This is a genomic window from Kitasatospora sp. NPDC005751 (genome assembly GCF_040630835.1).
In the GTDB taxonomy this organism is placed as follows: Bacteria; Actinomycetota; Actinomycetes; order Streptomycetales; family Streptomycetaceae; genus Kitasatospora.
In genome coordinates this window covers 249,287-264,452 of the sequence record NZ_JBEXYC010000001.1, presented here as the reverse complement: position 1 = coordinate 264,452, position 15,166 = coordinate 249,287, and the positions used below count along the sequence as shown (strand labels likewise).

The 15,166-nt window shown below is 75.2% G+C and carries 12 protein-coding genes; 6 read left to right on the top strand and 6 right to left on the bottom strand.

What is annotated here, in order from left to right:
• Positions 1 to 28 precede the first annotated feature (28 nt).
• Positions 29 to 1,525, bottom strand: coding sequence for an NAD(P)/FAD-dependent oxidoreductase (locus ABZ497_RS01175; RefSeq protein WP_359802574.1), 1,497 nt, complete (start codon positions 1,523 to 1,525; stop codon positions 29 to 31).
• Between the two features lie 10 nt (positions 1,526 to 1,535).
• Entirely contained in the window at positions 1,536 to 2,165 is a 630-nt protein-coding gene (locus tag ABZ497_RS01170; RefSeq protein ID WP_329487269.1) for a DUF4126 domain-containing protein, read from the bottom strand.
• Positions 2,166 to 2,706: 541 nt separating this feature from the next.
• Between ABZ497_RS01170 and ABZ497_RS01165 the strand changes: the two genes are divergently transcribed.
• The 3 genes from ABZ497_RS01165 (at position 2,707) to ABZ497_RS01155 (ending at position 4,858) form a co-directional block, all read left to right on the top strand.
• On the top strand, positions 2,707 to 3,270 hold the full coding sequence (locus ABZ497_RS01165; RefSeq protein WP_359802571.1) for an SAV_6107 family HEPN domain-containing protein: 564 nt from the start codon (positions 2,707 to 2,709) through the stop codon (positions 3,268 to 3,270).
• A 79-nt stretch (positions 3,271 to 3,349) separates the two neighbouring features.
• Positions 3,350 to 4,102, top strand: a complete 753-nt coding sequence (locus ABZ497_RS01160) for a methyltransferase domain-containing protein (protein WP_329487267.1) — start codon at positions 3,350 to 3,352, stop codon at positions 4,100 to 4,102.
• Between the two features lie 366 nt (positions 4,103 to 4,468).
• Complete coding sequence (locus tag ABZ497_RS01155; RefSeq protein WP_359802568.1) at positions 4,469 to 4,858, top strand: DUF3040 domain-containing protein; 390 nt, start codon at positions 4,469 to 4,471, stop codon at positions 4,856 to 4,858.
• Positions 4,859 to 4,964: 106 nt separating this feature from the next.
• Here ABZ497_RS01155 and ABZ497_RS01150 read toward each other — a convergent pair whose 3' ends face one another.
• From ABZ497_RS01150 to ABZ497_RS01135, 4 genes are all read right to left on the bottom strand, one after another.
• Complete coding sequence (locus ABZ497_RS01150) at positions 4,965 to 7,403, bottom strand: DUF3488 and transglutaminase-like domain-containing protein (protein WP_359802566.1); 2,439 nt, start codon at positions 7,401 to 7,403, stop codon at positions 4,965 to 4,967.
• Positions 7,400 to 8,722, bottom strand: a complete 1,323-nt coding sequence (locus ABZ497_RS01145; protein ID WP_359802563.1) for a DUF58 domain-containing protein — start codon at positions 8,720 to 8,722, stop codon at positions 7,400 to 7,402. The genes ABZ497_RS01150 and ABZ497_RS01145 overlap by 4 nt, the downstream gene beginning before the upstream one ends.
• A 1-nt stretch (position 8,723) precedes the next feature.
• Positions 8,724 to 9,695, bottom strand: a complete 972-nt coding sequence (locus ABZ497_RS01140; RefSeq protein ID WP_329492080.1) for a MoxR family ATPase — start codon at positions 9,693 to 9,695, stop codon at positions 8,724 to 8,726.
• 419 nt (positions 9,696 to 10,114) lie between these two features.
• Entirely contained in the window at positions 10,115 to 10,657 is a 543-nt protein-coding gene (locus tag ABZ497_RS01135; RefSeq protein ID WP_329487263.1) for a carbonic anhydrase, read from the bottom strand.
• A 564-nt stretch (positions 10,658 to 11,221) separates the two neighbouring features.
• On the opposite strand from ABZ497_RS01135, the gene rsmH reads away from it, so the two are divergent.
• The 3 genes from rsmH (at position 11,222) to ABZ497_RS01120 (ending at position 15,132) form a co-directional block, all read left to right on the top strand.
• Entirely contained in the window at positions 11,222 to 12,196 is a 975-nt protein-coding gene (gene rsmH / locus ABZ497_RS01130; RefSeq protein ID WP_359802560.1) for a 16S rRNA (cytosine(1402)-N(4))-methyltransferase RsmH, read from the top strand.
• 75 nt (positions 12,197 to 12,271) lie between these two features.
• Complete coding sequence (locus ABZ497_RS01125) at positions 12,272 to 12,838, top strand: cell division protein FtsL (protein WP_359802557.1); 567 nt, start codon at positions 12,272 to 12,274, stop codon at positions 12,836 to 12,838.
• Positions 12,835 to 15,132: a penicillin-binding transpeptidase domain-containing protein gene (locus ABZ497_RS01120; protein WP_359802555.1), complete on the top strand. Its 2,298-nt coding sequence runs from the start codon at positions 12,835 to 12,837 to the stop codon at positions 15,130 to 15,132. The genes ABZ497_RS01125 and ABZ497_RS01120 overlap by 4 nt, the downstream gene beginning before the upstream one ends.
• The last annotated feature ends 34 nt before the right edge of the window (positions 15,133 to 15,166 follow it).

Genomic DNA, 15,166 nt, shown 5'->3' with positions numbered 1-15,166 from the left:
CCCGCCCGCCGGGCCGGCCCGGAGCGGCTCAGGCCGGGCCGATGAGGTTGGCCGCGATGCAGGCCGACATGCCGACCCGGGCCAGCCCGCCGCCGGGGTGGGCGGCGCCGCCCACCAGGTAGAAGCCGGGCGCCTCCTCGGTCGGCGCCTGGAGGTAGGCGCCGCGCGCGCCCGCCAGGGCGGGCAGCGGGACGGAGCCGAGGAAGGAACCGGTCTCCCGCGCGGTGTCCGCCGGGGTCCGCACCACCCGCCAGAGCACCCGTTCACCGAGGCCCAGACCGGCCGCGTCCGCCTGCGCGACCATCCGGTCGGCGAAGCGCTCGGCGACGCCCGGTCCGGTCCAGTCGAAACCCATCGCCGGCGTGGTCGCGGTGAGCACCACGGCCTCGTGGCCGGCGGGGTGCAGCGAGGCGTCGTCCGGGCGCAGCACCTGGACGGTCGGCCGCTGGGCGAGCGGGGCGCCGGCGCGGAAGATCCCGTCCAGTTCGGCGGCGCGGTCGGCGGCGTGCACCACCGTCCGGTGCGCCGTCCCGGCGGGGCGCTCCCCGCGCAGGGCGAGCAGCACCACGACGCGGCCGGGGGCGTCGTGCAGCCGTTCCATCGACGACGGCCAGTCGTCCTGGGAGCCGGCCGTGCCGAGGTACTCCGAGAAGACCACCCGGGCGTCCATCGCGGAGACCACCACGTCGGCGTCGATCCGGCCGGCCGCGGTATCGACGCCGCAGGCCCGGCCGTCCTTCTCCAGCACCTCCTCGACCCGGGTGTCGAAGCGGAACTCCACCCCGCGCCGCTCGCACCGCCGGTACACCGCGTCGGCCAGCGCCCGGATGCCGCCCCGGACGTACCAGACGCCGAAGGACTGCTCCATGTACGGCAGCACGGTGGCCCCGGCCGGCGCGGTGCGCGGGTCGAGGCCGAAGCGCAGGGCGTGCTCGTGCAGCAGGGCGGTCAGCCCGTCGTGGCCGCCGAGTCCACGGGCGGCCACGTCGGCGAGGGTCCACGCCCTGGCACCGAACAGGCGGGCGAGGCGTCCGGGCCGCGGCGCCGGGTACGGATCGGTGCGCAGCGGCGCGGTGTCGGCCGGCAGCGGCTCCTCCAGCAGCGGGCGGCGGGTGGCCTCCCAGACCGTGCGGCCGTGGTTCATCACCTCGGCCCAGCGGGCGCCCGCGCCGGTGCCGAACGCCGTGTCCAGCGCCTGGATCACCCCGCCGCGGGAGGCGTTGGGCAGCAGCAGGTCGGTGCCGTCGGGGAGCAGGTGCCGGCTCTCCGGATCCACCGGCGCCAGCTCGACCAGCTGCTCCAGCGGCTCCCGGCCGGTCTTCAGCGCGAGGTCGCGGTAGACGGCCGGAAGGGTGAGCAGCCCGGGTCCGGTGTCGAAGGCGAAGCCGTCCCGCTCGTAGCGGCCGACCATGCCGCCGTACGTCCCGGTCGCCTCGCAGACCGTCACCCGGTGGCCGAGCGTCGCCAGCCGGGAGGCCGTCGCGAGCCCGCTCATTCCTGCGCCGATGATGACGATCCGTGCCATGGACCGCATCCTACGGCCGGGGGACGGGCACCTCCCGCGCCGGTCGCACGCCCGCCGCACGGGCGGCCCGGCGCTCGCGGCGGCGGTCCCGGAAGCGGCGGATCCGGCTGATCGCGAACCAGACCAGCAGCAGGCCGACGGCCAGCAGCACGGCGGAGATCGAGGCGGCCACCCACGGGTGGAAGATCGCCAGCGTGACCAGACCGGCGACCGAGAGGTCCTCGGCCAGGCTCACCACGATGTTGCTGGCCGGCTCGGGCGAGGTGTTGACCGCCATCCGCAGCGAGGCCTTCACCAGGTGGCTGACCAGCGCCGTGGTCCCGCCCATCGCCCCCGCCGCGACCTCGCCCAGGGAGCCCGGGTCGGCACTGGCCAGCAGCGCGCCGACGGTGGCGCCCGCGATCGGGCGGATCACGGTGTGGACGCCGTCCCAGACGCTGTCCACGTACGGGATCTTGTCGGCCACCGCCTCCAGCAGGAACAGCACCGCGGCGGCGGCCAGCACATCGGTGCGCTCCAGCGCGGCCGGCACCGACTCGGCGCCGCCGAACCGGCCGAGCAGCCCGAGCAGCAGCACCACCGCGTACGCGTTGATCCCGCTCGCTAGCCCGCTGGTGAAGATCAGCGGAACGATCGTCATCCGTTCCTCCTCGTGGCGCCCGCCGGATCCGCCCGGCTCGCCGTACCGTACCGGGACGCCGGCCGGGCGGCCCGCGGTTCCCGCCCCGGACGGACTGAGTACGGATACTCAGAAACCCGGTTGAGTACCTGAACGGATGGCCCCCGACCTGCGGAGACGGGACAGTAGGGGCACCGGGACGACGGCGCGTCGGGCGCTGAGGTCCCGGGACGGCGGACAGGTGCCGTCCAGCGGGCACGGGGGCCGCGGACGTCACCGGAAGGTCCGTACGGGAGCCGGTCGCAGGCCGCGCACCGCCGACACGGGGCGGCGGAGCGCGGTCAGGGGGGAACCGGTGACCCGGAGGGGGCTCCGGAGCGGCGACCGTGGGGGGCGGCGCTCCGGCGGGGTGCGGGGCGGTGGGGCGCGGGGCCGACGGGGGCGGCCGGCGGGCCGCCGCCCGCACGCGGATCCGCCGCGCGGCCGCGTTGTCAGTGGCCCCGGTCACGATGGAGGAGCACGGACCACCCGGTCCGCGCGCTGCCTCGGACCGGGGGAGACCATGACCATCAGCCGTCCTGAGCCCGTCACCACCCGCCTCCACTCCGCCGCCCACCGCCCGGACGCCCACCGCCCCGCCACCGGGGACGTCCACCCGGTGGTGCGCCGGATCGCCGCGCCGCCCGCCGCCCTCGACCTGCTCGCCGACGCGCACCGCACCCTCGCCGGAGCCCGCGCCCGGGAGGACCCGCTGGAGCGGTACGCCGCCGCCCACCTCGCCGCGCTGCGCACCGTCGCCGCGGTGCTCGCCGCGCGCGGCCGGCCGGAGAAGAACGCCCGGCGCCGCCAGGCCATCCGCAGCGCCTGGGAGGTGCTGCCCGAGATCGCCCCGGAGCTCGCCGAATGGGCGGTGTACTACGCGGCCGGCGCCCGCCGCCGGGCCGCGGCCGAGGCCGGGATCCGGGGCGCCGCCTCGGCCCGCGAGGCCGACGACCTGATCCGCAACTCCGCGCTCTTCCTGCGGCTGGTCGAACGGCTGCTCGGCCTGCACCCGGTGCCGCCCGCCCCGCGGCTGCCCCTGGACGACGGCCCGGGCGACGGCCGCGACCCGGGGCCGCGGCGGTGACCGGCGGAACGGTCCGGCTCCCGGCCCGGTCTAAGGTGGAGGCATCCTGATCCATCTGCACGTGCCAAGGAGCCCGACCTTGTACCCGACGCGTCCCCGCAGCGCCCTGCGTACCGCCGTGGTGTGGGAGGTGGTGCGGGCAGCCCTGGAGAAGCGGGCGGCCGAGCTGGACCAGCCCGTGCTCGACGTGGTCGACACCGGCGGCGGCACCGGCAACTTCGCGGTGCCGGTCGCCCGGCTCGGCCACCGGGTCACCGTGGTCGACCCGAGCCCCGACGCGCTGTTCGCGCTGGAGCGCCGGGCCGCCGAGGCCGGGGTCACCGACCTCGTCCGCGCCGTCCAGGGCGACACCCAGACGCTGCCCGAGCTGGTCGCCCCCGGCACCGTCGACGCGGTGCTCTGCCACGGGGTGCTGGAGGTCGTGGACGACCCGGCCGAGGCGCTCGGCAGCCTGGCCGCCGCCCTGCGCCGCGGCGGCTTCGTCAGCCTGCTCGCCGCCAACCGCAACGGCGCGGTGCTGGCCCGCGCCCTGGCCGGCCACTTCACCGACGCCCGTACCGTCCTGGAGGCCGACGACGGCCGCTGGGGCGCGAGCGACCCGATGCCGCGCCGCTTCAGCGGCGAGGAGCTCGGCCGGCTGGCCGCCGGCGCCGGCCTGCGGGTGGACTCGGTGCACGGCGTCCGGGTCTTCGCCGACCTGGTGCCCGGCGTCCTGGTGGACACCGAGCCGGGCGCGCTGGAGGCGCTGCTCAAGCTGGAGGAGGCCGCCGCCGAGCAGCCGGCCTTCCACGCCGTGGCGACCCAGCTCCACCTGCTGGCCACGCTGGCCTGACCCCGGTTCCTCCCGCCGTTCTCCGGCGGGTCTCCTCGCGATCCGCGCGGGAGCTCCCCAGGTCCCGGCCGATTCCACGCCGTCGGGCACTTGTCCGGTGTCGGCCGCGTTGAGCCCTGTGCGGCCGGGTACGGCCCGGTACGGCCCGGCCCACGCGTGGCCGACCGCCCCGCAACGAGCCCGTGGACCGTATGATCTGGGTAAAGCCGGAAAGCATGACAGCCGGATGCATGGGGCATATGGACGACACGGGCCTGGGCCCCCGTACAGGCGTCCGACCGCGTGTTCTGAAGGCTGATTGGACTTTGCCTCCCCGACCGGGGCGGCGGACCGGTCGCACCGGCGACCGACGAGTAGGAGGACTCCGTGCCGCTCTCGGAGCACGAGCAGCGACTGCTCGACCAGATGGAGCGAGCGCTGTATGCCGAAGATCCCAAATTCGCGACGGCGCTTGAGGGAACCGGGCTGCGCGCCTACACCCGTCGGCGGGTCTACCTGGCTGTCGGCGGCTTCGTCGTGGGCATCGGGCTGCTGATGGGCGGCATGGTCGTGCCGGACCAGATCTGGGTCAGCGTGGTCGGGTTCCTGGTGATGCTGGGGTGCGCCGTCTTCGCCGTCACCGGCTGGCGGCGCGGGCCCGCGGGACAGGCTTCCGGCCCGCGGCCGGCCGCGGCACCGCGCCGCAAGGCGGGGGTGATGGACCGGGTGGAGCAGCGCTGGCAGCGCCGCCGGGACGAACAGACCGGCGGCTTCTGAGCCACCGGCCGAACCGTAACGCCACGAGGGCGGGCAGTCGATCCGACTGCCCGCCCTCGGCGTTCCCCTCGTGTGCCCGGTGTCGGCGTTCCGTGTGCGTCCGGTGTCAGGACGGCGTCCGGTCGCCCCCGCCGCGGCGGCGCAGCCGGCCCAGCACCCGCCGCGACGGCGCGGCCGCCCGGGAGGCCAGGCCGCGCGTCGCGAGCCGGGCGGCCACGACCGCGTCCGAGAACCGCCACCAGAGCGTGGCGGCGGACGGCGGCAGCAGCGCCGCCTTCGTCCGGCCGACCCTGCCGACGCCGGCCCGCAGGCCGTCCCGGGCGGTCCGGACGTCCGCCGCCAGGGGCTCGGACACCTCGGCGGAGCGGGCGTAGAGCACCCGTTCGGTGGCCAGCGCCACCCGCCCGGCGGCGGCCGCCGAGGCCTCGTCCAGCTCGGCGGCCTCGGCGATCCGGCGGGCGGCGGCGCGCGGGGTCTGCGAATCGACCGGCGGGATGCCGAGGTCCCAGGCGGAGTCGATCAGCTCGTCCCAGGCGGCGAGCACCTGGGCGTCGGTCGGCCCGGCCGGGCCGTCCTCGCCGGGCCGGCGCCGTCCGCCCGTGCCGAGCCGGCGGCGGCGCAGCCGCTCCCGCCAGATCATCGGGGTGAACAGCAGGGCGAGCAGCGCCAGCACGGCGGCCAGGGTGGTCAGCACCTGCCAGGACAGCAGCCAGGAGTCCTGGTGGGCGCCGGCCGCGGCCTTGCCGTCGTTCCCGCACTCGCCCATCCGGCGCAGCTTGGGGTCGCAGTCGCTGCTGCTGGAGGGCGCCGCGACCGGCGCGGTGCTCTGCGCGGCGGCGGTCGGCTGCTGGGTCGGCGCGGTGGCGGGTGCGGCGACCGGCGCGGTGTAGCGGGGCTGCACGCCGCGGGTCGGCGTGGGCTCGAAGCGCAGCCAGCCGAAGCCCTGGAAGTAGAGCTCGGGCCAGGCGTGGTACATCAGCCCGTTCACCGAGTACCGGTCGTTGCCCTTGGCGTCGCCCGGGGTGAAGCCGACCGCGACCCGGGCGGGGATGCCCAGGGTGCGGGACATCGCCGCCATCGTGGAGGCGAAGTGCACGCAGAAGCCCTTGCGGTCGCGCAGGAAGGTCTCGATCGCGGTGCTGCCGGTACCGGCCTTGATCTTGGTGCTGTAGGTGAACTCGGAGCTGGTGAACCAGTCCTGCAGCGCGAGCGCGCGGTCGTACGCGGTGGACGCGTTCCGGGTGACCTCCTGCGCCTTCTCCCGGACCGACGCCGGCAGGTCCTTGGGCAGCTGGGTGTAGTGGTCGGAGATCTTCGGCGGTACCGGTCCCACGCTGCGCAGCTCGGCCGCGGTGGGCCGGATGTCGAGTGCGGTGGCCTGGTAGCGCAGGCCCTTGATGGCCTTGTCCCGGTCCGGGAGCACGGTGCCGGTGAGGGTGTCCACCCGCCAGTCGCCGGGGTTGGGGACGCTGACGCCGGCGGCCGGGTACGGCAGCGGCAGCCAGCCCGACTCCAGCTTGTCGGAGGCCTGGAAGTCGCCCGACTCCGACGGGACGTTGGTGCTCGCCAGGCCTTCCGGCGGGGCGAAGGTGGTCTTGAGCTCGGTCACCCCGGGGTTGCTGAGCTTCCACGCGGTGCCGTCGAACTCGTCCAGCGAGCCGGTGCGCAGGTAGGCGGTGTCGGCGAGGCTGCTGTCCATCCGGTAGGTGAGCAGCTCGACGTTGCTGGGGGTGGCCAGGGCCGCCTCCAGGGTCACCAGCGGGTCGAGGGTGGTGATGCCGCCGCCGGCGCCGCCGGCGGCCGTGCCGCCGGACGGACCGGTGTGGATCAGTCCGCCCTCCCAGCGCGGCAGGAAGGCCGGGACCAGTATGGCCACCGCGAGGGCCAGGACGCCGATCCGGCGGCCGCCCTGGCTGAGCGCGCCGGAGCCCTCGCCCTGGCGCGAGGTGCCGCGGAAGATCCGGCCCCAGCGGGAGACCCGGTCCTGGCCCTCCGCGAAGAGCAGCACCAGGTAGCCGGCGGCGGCGAGGCCGAACCAGGCCCAGCTGCCGCCGTCGCCGGCCAGCCCGTTGCCCACCGAGTAGAGCGCCAGCAGCGGCAGCCCGGCCAGCGCGGAGCGGCGGTAGGTGACCGCGACGGTGTCCACCGCGATGGCGATCAGACCGACGGAGGCGACCAGGATCAGCCGCAGGCCCGGGTTGGGCGGCGCGGGGATGCTGTACTCCCGGATGTCGTCCAGCCCCTGGCCGAGGACCTGCGCCAGGGTGTGCGCCGACTGGGTGCCGGGCAGCACGCCGCCCCAGAGCGCGGTCGAGCTGGCGAAGCCGACCAGCAGCAGGACGGTCAGCACGAGCAGCTGCCCGAGCGGCACCGTCCAGCGGTAGAACGGGGTCCGGCGCAGGCCCGCGCCGGCCGCCGCGACCACGGTGACGACCAGGTAGGCGTGGGTGATCCAGCCCTTGGTGGTGAGCAGCGGGAGCAGGCAGAGCGAGGCCAGGGCGGTGGCCAGCGCCGAGTAGACGGTCAGTTTGGCCCGGGTGGTCACGCGCCGGCCTCATCTCGGTAGGGGGAGGGCGACTCGGTCCGGTCGGCGGCCTGCCAGAGCTCCGGCGCGGAGTCCCCGGCGCGGACCGGCAGGACGGTCCAGCCGGCCTCGCGCAGCTGCCGCACCCGGGCACGGAACTCGTCCCCGCCGGTGTCGGGCGCGAGCATCCGCAGGCCGGACCAGGTGCCGGTGTCGAGCAGGAAGACGACGGCGCCGCCGGTCCGGCCCCGCAACCGGGCCAGCCGGGCGGTCTGGGCCTCGTCCAGCTCGCCGAGCACGGCGACCAGCAGGCCCTCGCCGGCGCTGCGCAGGGGCTCCTCGGCCCGGGAGAGCCCGCCGCCGTCGGAGAGGTCGACCACCGCGAGCGCGTCCAGGATCAGGCCGGAGGCGTCGGCGGCGGTGTTGCCGCCGCCGGCGTCCGGGCCGGGCACGCAGTGGCCGGTGTCGGTGAGCAGCCGGGTCTGGTAGCCGCGCTCCAGCAGGTGCGCGGCGACCGAGGCCGCGCAGCCGACCGCCCATTCGAAGGAGGACGCCGGGCCGCTGCCCCGGTGGCCGGACTCCCGGGTGTCCAGCAGGACGGTGGCCCGGGCCTTCTTCGGCTGCTCCTCGCGGCGGACCATCAGCTCGCCGTACCGGGCGGTGGACTTCCAGTGCACCCGGCGCAGGTCGTCGCCGTGCCGGTACTCGCGCAGGATGACGTCGTCGTCACCGGCCAGCGCCAGGGTGCGGGTGCGGCTCTCGCCCTGGCCGACCCACTCGCCGCTGAGCCGCACCTGCGGCAGCTGCTGCACCTGCGGCACGACGGTGAGGACGTCCGAGGCGGTGAAGGAACGATTGACCTCGCACATCCCGAACGGGTCGGAGAGCCGCAGCTGGAGCGGGCCGAGCGGGTAGCGGCCGCGCAGGTCGGAGCGGACCCGGTAGGACACCTCGCGGTGGCCGTGCGGCTCGACCCGGTCCAGGACGAAGCGCGGGCGCGGCCCGAGCACGTACGGGACCTTGTCCTCCAGCAGCAGCAGGCCGGTGGGCACCCGGGAGACGTTGTCCACCCGCAGGTGGACGCGGGCCTCGTGGCCGGCGACGGCCCGGCGCGGGTTGAGCCGGCGTCCGCTGGCCACCCGGTAGCGGGTGTTGGCCAGCAGCAGCGCGGCGGCCAGCGGCAGCGCCGCGAGCAGGACGCCGACGCGCAGCAGCGCGTCCTGGTCGAGCACGTAGGCGCAGACCACCGAGGTGGCCCCGGCGGCGAGGAAGGAGCGACCCCGGGTGGTGAGGCCGTTCAGGCCGGCGCGCAGGCCCGACGGTGCGTCGGACGGTCCCACCTCAGCCCCTCCGCAGGGCCGGGCCGGCCTGGCCCTGCGGGCGCGGCAGCGGCAGCCGGGCGACCAGGTCGGTCACGATCTGCTCGGCGGTGCGCCGGCTCAGCTGGGTCTCGGCGGTCGGCATCAGGCGGTGCGCGAGCACCGGGACGGCCAGGCGCTGGATGTCGTCCGGGGTGACGTAGTCGCGCCCGTCCAGCGCGGCGGCGGCGCGGGCGGCCCGCACCAGGTGCAGGGTGGCGCGCGGCGAGGCGCCGAGCCGCAGCTCGTGGCTGTTCCGGGTGGCGCCGACCAGGTCGACGGCGTAGCGGCGGACCGGGTCGGCGACGTGCACGGTGCGCACCAGGTCGATCAGCTTGAGGATGTCGGCGGCGTGCGCGACCGGCTGGAGGTCGTCCAGCGGGCTGGCGCCGCCGTGCACGTCGAGCATCGCGAACTCGGCCTCGGGGCTCGGGTAGCCGATCGAGATCCGGGCCATGAAGCGGTCCCGCTGGGCCTCCGGGAGAGGGTAGGTACCCTCCATCTCGACCGGGTTCTGGGTGGCGACCACCATGAACGGCGACGGCAGCTCGTAGCTGGTGCCGTCGATGGTGACCTGGCGCTCCTCCATCGACTCCAGCAGCGCGGACTGGGTCTTCGGCGAGGCCCGGTTGATCTCGTCGCCGACCACGATCTGCGCGAAGATCGCGCCCGGGCGGAACTCGAAGTCGCGCTGGTGCTGGTCGAAGATGTTGGTGCCGGTGACGTCGGAGGGCAGCAGGTCCGGCGTGAACTGGATGCGGCGCACCGTGCAGTCGACGGACCGGGCGAGTGCCTTGGCCAGCATGGTCTTGCCGACGCCGGGCACGTCCTCCAGCAGCAGGTGGCCCTCGGCGAGCAGCACCGTCAGCGCGATCCGGACGGCCTCCGGCTTGCCCTCGATCACGCTCTCGATGTTGGCCCGGACCCGTTCCACCACGGCGGCGAGCTCGGGCAGGCCGACCGGGTGGTACCCCTTCGTCCCCCGGTCGCCCCCCGGACGACCTTCGAGACCGGCCTGATCGTTGTAGCTCGTCACCCGTACGCTCCCTGGCACACTGCGCCCGCCTCACCCCGAGGCGGGCCCCCACCCCATGCTGGACGCGGCTCCTCGGGAAGCGGTTCCGTGGCGGGAGCCGGTGCCGTCGTGGGGGCCTGCGGCCGGCCGCCCCAGGTGGTTCGGGGTCCGACCGGCAGGCGCATTCTCCCCCGGGTGGTGACCAGAAGTCACCACCCGGCCGAAAGCGCCCGGGAAGCCGCGGGGAGGTGGGGCGCCCGCGCGGGGGCTCGGGACGGGTACGGAGGCCGTCGGCGGGCGTGCCGGCGGGGGCCCGGACGACGTTGGCCGGGCCGGAGACGGCCGGTGGACGGGGTGGGTCAGTCGATCTCGCGGAGCAGACCGGTGTGGACGTCGAAGACGAAGCCCCGGACGTCGTCGGTGTGCAACAGGAAGGGGGAGGTGCGGACCCGCTGCATGGACTGCCGGACGTCGCCGTCGAGGTCGATGAAGGACTCCACCGCCCACTGCGGGCGCTGGCCGACCTCCAGCTCCAGCTCGCGCCGGAAGTCCTCGGTGAGGCCGAGCAGACCGCAGCCGGTGTGGTGGATCAGCGCGACCGAGCGCGTGCCGAGGGCACGCTGGCTGATGGTGAGCGAGCGGATGGTGTCGTCGGTGACGACACCGCCCGCGTTGCGGATGACGTGGGCGTCGCCCAGTTCGAGGCCGAGTGCGGCGAACAGGTCGAGTCGGGCGTCCATGCACGCCACCACGGCGATGCGCTGGACGGGGCGGGCGTCCATGCCGCCGTCGCGGAAGGTCACCGCGTACTCGCGGTTGGCCGCCACGAAGCGGTCGATGATCTTCGGTTCGGTGGTGTCGGCAGCGGCTGTCGGCGTGGGCCGGTCGGGGGTCACTGTCATGGTGAAGACGTTAGTGCGAATCCGGCTTCCGTGGTGGGGCGGAGGGCTACAGACCGGGCGGCTGTGACCGAGTGCATATCGACAACCGGGTGGAGCGGCGTGCCGGTGGCCGAGGTGTTCCGAGCGGGTTTGTCCGGCCTCGTCGGGGTCGGGGCGCGCGGCCGTGCCGCGCGACCCCCGGACGGTGCCCCCGGCAGCCCGCCGGACGGCCGCGACCTGCGGTGATCCGTACCGCCGCCCGGGTGGTGCGCCGGAGCGGACCGTTGACTGACGGGGTGTCCGCGATAGAGTTGCGGCGCAGTGGAGAAGAAGTAGAAGCACACCCGCCGGCGCCCGTCAACCGGCCGGTGGCCTCCACCCGCTCCCGTGCCACCTGGCGCACCTTCCCCGGCGCCGGGCGGTCACGATCTTCCCCCTGAGCGGGCGGGGACCACGGGCCGCGTTCCGGCCGCCGGCGGCTGCCACCCGCCGCCCCACGCGGCGACTCCGGCGCACAGTGGGCCAAAATAGGTCGGAGCTCCCGGACGTCGGGCTGCTCCGCACCGAAGAAGGGCGCCACCGCGCATGAGCACCAACGATCCGGCCCCCAAGCACGTCCCCGTGATGCTGCAGCGGTGCATGGACGCGCTGGCCCCGGCGATCTCGCAGCCCGGCGCGGTGGTGGTGGACGCCACCCTCGGCCTGGGCGGGCACAGCGAGGCCCTGCTGACCCAGTTCCCGGAGGTCCGGCTGGTCGCGGTGGACCGTGACCCGGCGGCCCTGAAGCTCTCCGCGCGGCGGCTCGCCCCGTTCGGCGACCGGGCCACCCTGGTGCACGCCGTCTACGACGAGATCCCCGAGGTGCTGGAGCGCCTGGAGATCCCCCGGGTGCAGGGCGTCCTGTTCGACCTCGGGGTCTCCTCGATGCAGCTGGACGAGGCCGAGCGCGGTTTCGCCTACTCCCAGGACGCCCCGCTGGACATGCGGATGGACCAGACCCGGGGCCTCAGCGCGGCCGAGGTGCTCAACACCTACACCCACGGGCAGCTGGCCCGGATCCTCAAGGTGTACGGCGAGGAGCGGTTCGCCGGGAAGATCGCCTCGGTGATCCTGCGCGAGCGGGAGAAGGAACCGTTCACCAACAGCGCGCGTCTGGTCGATCTGGTGCGCAACGCCATTCCGGCCGCGACCCGCCGCACCGGCGGGAACCCGGCCAAGCGCACCTTCCAGGCGCTGCGGATCGAGGTCAACGGCGAGCTGGAGGTGCTGGACCGGGCGATCCCGGGCGCCCTGGACGCGCTGGCGCTGGGCGGGCGGATCGTGGTGATGTCCTACCAGTCGCTGGAGGACCGCCTGGTCAAGCAGTACCTGGCGGCGGGCGCGACCACCACCGCCCCGCCCGGGCTGCCGTTCGTCCCGGAGGAGCACCAGCCCTGGCTGAAGCTGATCACCCGCGGTGCCGAGCTGGCCACCGAGCAGGAGATCGAGGAGAACCGGCGCGCCGCGCCCGTGCGGCTGCGGGTGGCGGAGAGGATCAGGGACCGAAGCACCCGGGGCTGACCAGGTTCACGGGGCGGTCCGAAGGGCGGAGGGAACAGCGTGGGGCCGGTGGCCGGAGGCGGGGCGAGGAGCGCGGTGCTCCCCGGGCAGGGCGGCAGGGCGCGGATCACGGTGCGGCCCGGGCGGCGCCCGGTACGGGGGAGGACACCGTTCGCGGTCCTGGTCGTGGTGCTGCTCGCGGCCGGGCTGCTCGGCCTGCTGGCGTTGAACACCGCCCTCAACGAGGGCTCCTTCGAGCTGTCCAGACTGCAGCGGCAGACCACCGTGCTCACCGACGAGCAGCAGGGCCTGCAGCACCAGATCGACCAGAACTCCGCACCGGACGCGCTCGCCCGCCGGGCCACCGAGCTGGGCATGGTGCCCGCCGGGGGGATGGCCTTCCTGGACGTCCCGAACGGCGGCAAGGTGCTCGGCACGCCCGGACCGGCCCAGGACAGCCCCCCGGTGAAACGGTCCACCGCCGAGCCGTGGCCCGGGAAGCAGCCGTCGCCGAGTGCCCAGCCGGGTGCGCCGGCCGCGCCGGCGCCCGGCGGTGACACCACCGTCCAGATCAACCCGGCCGCTCCGGCCGCCCCCGCCCCCGCCGGTTCGCCGGCCGCGCCCCAGCCGGCGCCGACCGCGACCGGAGGTGCGGGCCGATGAGCACGCCCCGACAGCCCACCGGCGGGACCGGCGGCGCCGGTGGCCGCCGATTCGTCGCCAAGGGCGCCGCTCCGCGGCAGACCCCGCGCGGCCAGGCCGGCCGGGCCGAGCCCGGCAAGGCGCAGCCCGCGAAGGCACAGCCGGCCAAGCCACAGCCCGCCAAGCCGCAGCCCGCCCGGGCGAAGCAGCCCCCGAAGGCCCAGCCGCCGAAGGCGGCAGCACCCCGGAAGGCCCAGTCCGTCAAGGCCCAGTCGGCTATGCCGCGGCCCCCGCGGGCGCAGTCGGCCGGGACCGGCGACCCCAAGGCCGCCCGCCGACCGCTCCGCACCCCGGGCCAGCGCCGCCCGGAGGGCCGGCTGCCCGGCCGCCCGCGCCCGAAGTCCCGCCCGCCGCAGCGCCCCCAGGCCAGGGCGATCCGGCTGGCCGACCCGCGCCGCCGGCTGCGGGTGGTCACCGTCGCGCTGTTCCTGGTGTTCTCGGTCTTCGCCGGCCGCCTCGTCCAGCTCCAACTGCTGGACTCCGACGCGCTGGCCGCCGACGCCAACACCAACCGCTACCTGAGCATCCCGATCACCGCCGAGCGCGGCTCGATAACGTCCGCCGACGGCGTCGCCCTCGCCACCACCGTCGACGCCTACGACATCACCGCGGACCCGGCCATGTTCACCCCGGAGGCCGCGGGCGTCCCGGACGCCCCCGAGCAGGCGGCCGCGCTGCTCGCGCCGATCCTCGGCCTGTCCAAGGAGAAGCTCGCCGCCGACCTGCACACCCCCAAGACCCGCTACAAGCGGCTCGCCGCCCAGCAGAGCCCGGACGTCAAGAACCAGATCAGCGACCTCAAGTCGGGTCTGGAGAAGCAGGCGAACTCCAAGGCCTGCCTGGCCCAGAAGCGCCTGCTGACCAAGTCGGCCGAGGAGGGCGGCCGGACCAGGGTGGACAACGAGTGCGCCAACCCGCTGGCCGGCGTCTTCAACCGGGACACCCAGAAGCGCGTCTACCCCTCGGACGGGCTGGCCTCCAACCTGGTCGGCTTCGTCAACGCCGAGGGCGAGGGCGCCGGCGGCCTGGAGCAGCAGTACCAGAAGCAGCTCGCCGGCAAGGACGGCCACAGCAGCTACGCCCAGGCGGGCGGCCGGCTGGTGCCCACCGCCGGGGGTTCGCTGGACCAGGCCGTGCCCGGCACCGACCTGCGGCTGACCGTCAACCGGGACATCCAGTGGGCCGCCCAGCGCGCCATCACCGACCAGGTCGCCAACGCCGGGGCGGAGAAGGGCTACGTCGTCGTCCAGGACGTGAAGACCGGTCAGGTCCTGGCGATGGCCACCTCGCCCGGCTTCAACCCCAACGACCTGAGCACGGCCAAGTCCTCCCAGCTCGGCAACCCGGCCCTGCAGGACTCCTACGAGCCGGGCAGCACGGCGAAGCTGATGACGATGGCCGCGGTGCTGGACAGCGGCAAGGCCACCTGGGACACCAAGGTGACGGTGCCCGGGCGGCTCCAGCGGGCCGACGTCAACTTCCAGGACGACGTCGACCACGGCACCTGGTACCTGACCCTGGCCGGGGTGCTGGCCAAGTCCTCCAACATCGGCACCATCGAGGCCTTCGAGACGCTCGGCGCCGACCAGCCGGAGGCCAACCGGGTGCTCGACGGCTACCTGCGCAAGTTCGGGGTGGCGCAGCCCACCGGGCTGGGCTTCCCGGGCGAGGCCGCCGGGAAGCTGAAGAAGCCGGAGGACCTCGTGGCCTCGGAGAAGTACAACATCACCTTCGGGCAGGGCCCGATGACCCTCAGCGCCCTCCAGGCCACCTCGGTCTACTCCACGATCGCCAACGGGGGCGTGCGCGTGGCGCCGAGCGTGGTCCAAGGCACCATCTCGCCGGACGGCAGGTACACCCCGGCCGCGCCGGGGCCCCAGACCCGGGTGGTCAGCGAGCAGACCGCGAAGACGCTCACCGAGATGCTGGAGTCGGTCGTCACCGACGAGCAGGGCACCGGCGGCAAGGCCGCCGTCCCCGGCTACCGGGTGGCCGGCAAGACCGGCACCGCCAACCGGGTGGACCCGAAGACCGGCGGATACCGCGGGTACACCGCCTCGTTCATCGGCTTCGCGCCGGCCGACGCGCCCCGGGTCACCGTCTCCTGCGTGATCCAGGACCCGGTCAACGGCCACTTCGGCGGCCAGCTCTGCGGTCCGGTGTTCAAGCAGGTGATGGAGTTCACCCTGAAGACCCTGCAGGTGCCGCCGAGCGGCAGCGAGGCACCCAACCTGCCCGTCGAGTGGAAGCCGTGATCGACCATGAGCAACGAGCGGGCCGGGCGGGACG

Coding starts and splice junctions, on each gene's coding strand:
- ABZ497_RS01165 (WP_359802571.1), top strand. CDS start 2,707: ATGACCATCAGCCGTCCTGAGCCCGTCACCACCCGCCTCCACTCCGCC.
- rsmH (WP_359802560.1), top strand. CDS start 11,222: ATGAGCACCAACGATCCGGCCCCCAAGCACGTCCCCGTGATGCTGCAG.
- ABZ497_RS01170 (WP_329487269.1), bottom strand. CDS start 2,165: ATGACGATCGTTCCGCTGATCTTCACCAGCGGGCTAGCGAGCGGGATC.
- ABZ497_RS01120 (WP_359802555.1), top strand. CDS start 12,835: ATGAGCACGCCCCGACAGCCCACCGGCGGGACCGGCGGCGCCGGTGGC.
- ABZ497_RS01135 (WP_329487263.1), bottom strand. CDS start 10,657: ATGACAGTGACCCCCGACCGGCCCACGCCGACAGCCGCTGCCGACACC.
- ABZ497_RS01175 (WP_359802574.1), bottom strand. CDS start 1,525: ATGGCACGGATCGTCATCATCGGCGCAGGAATGAGCGGGCTCGCGACG.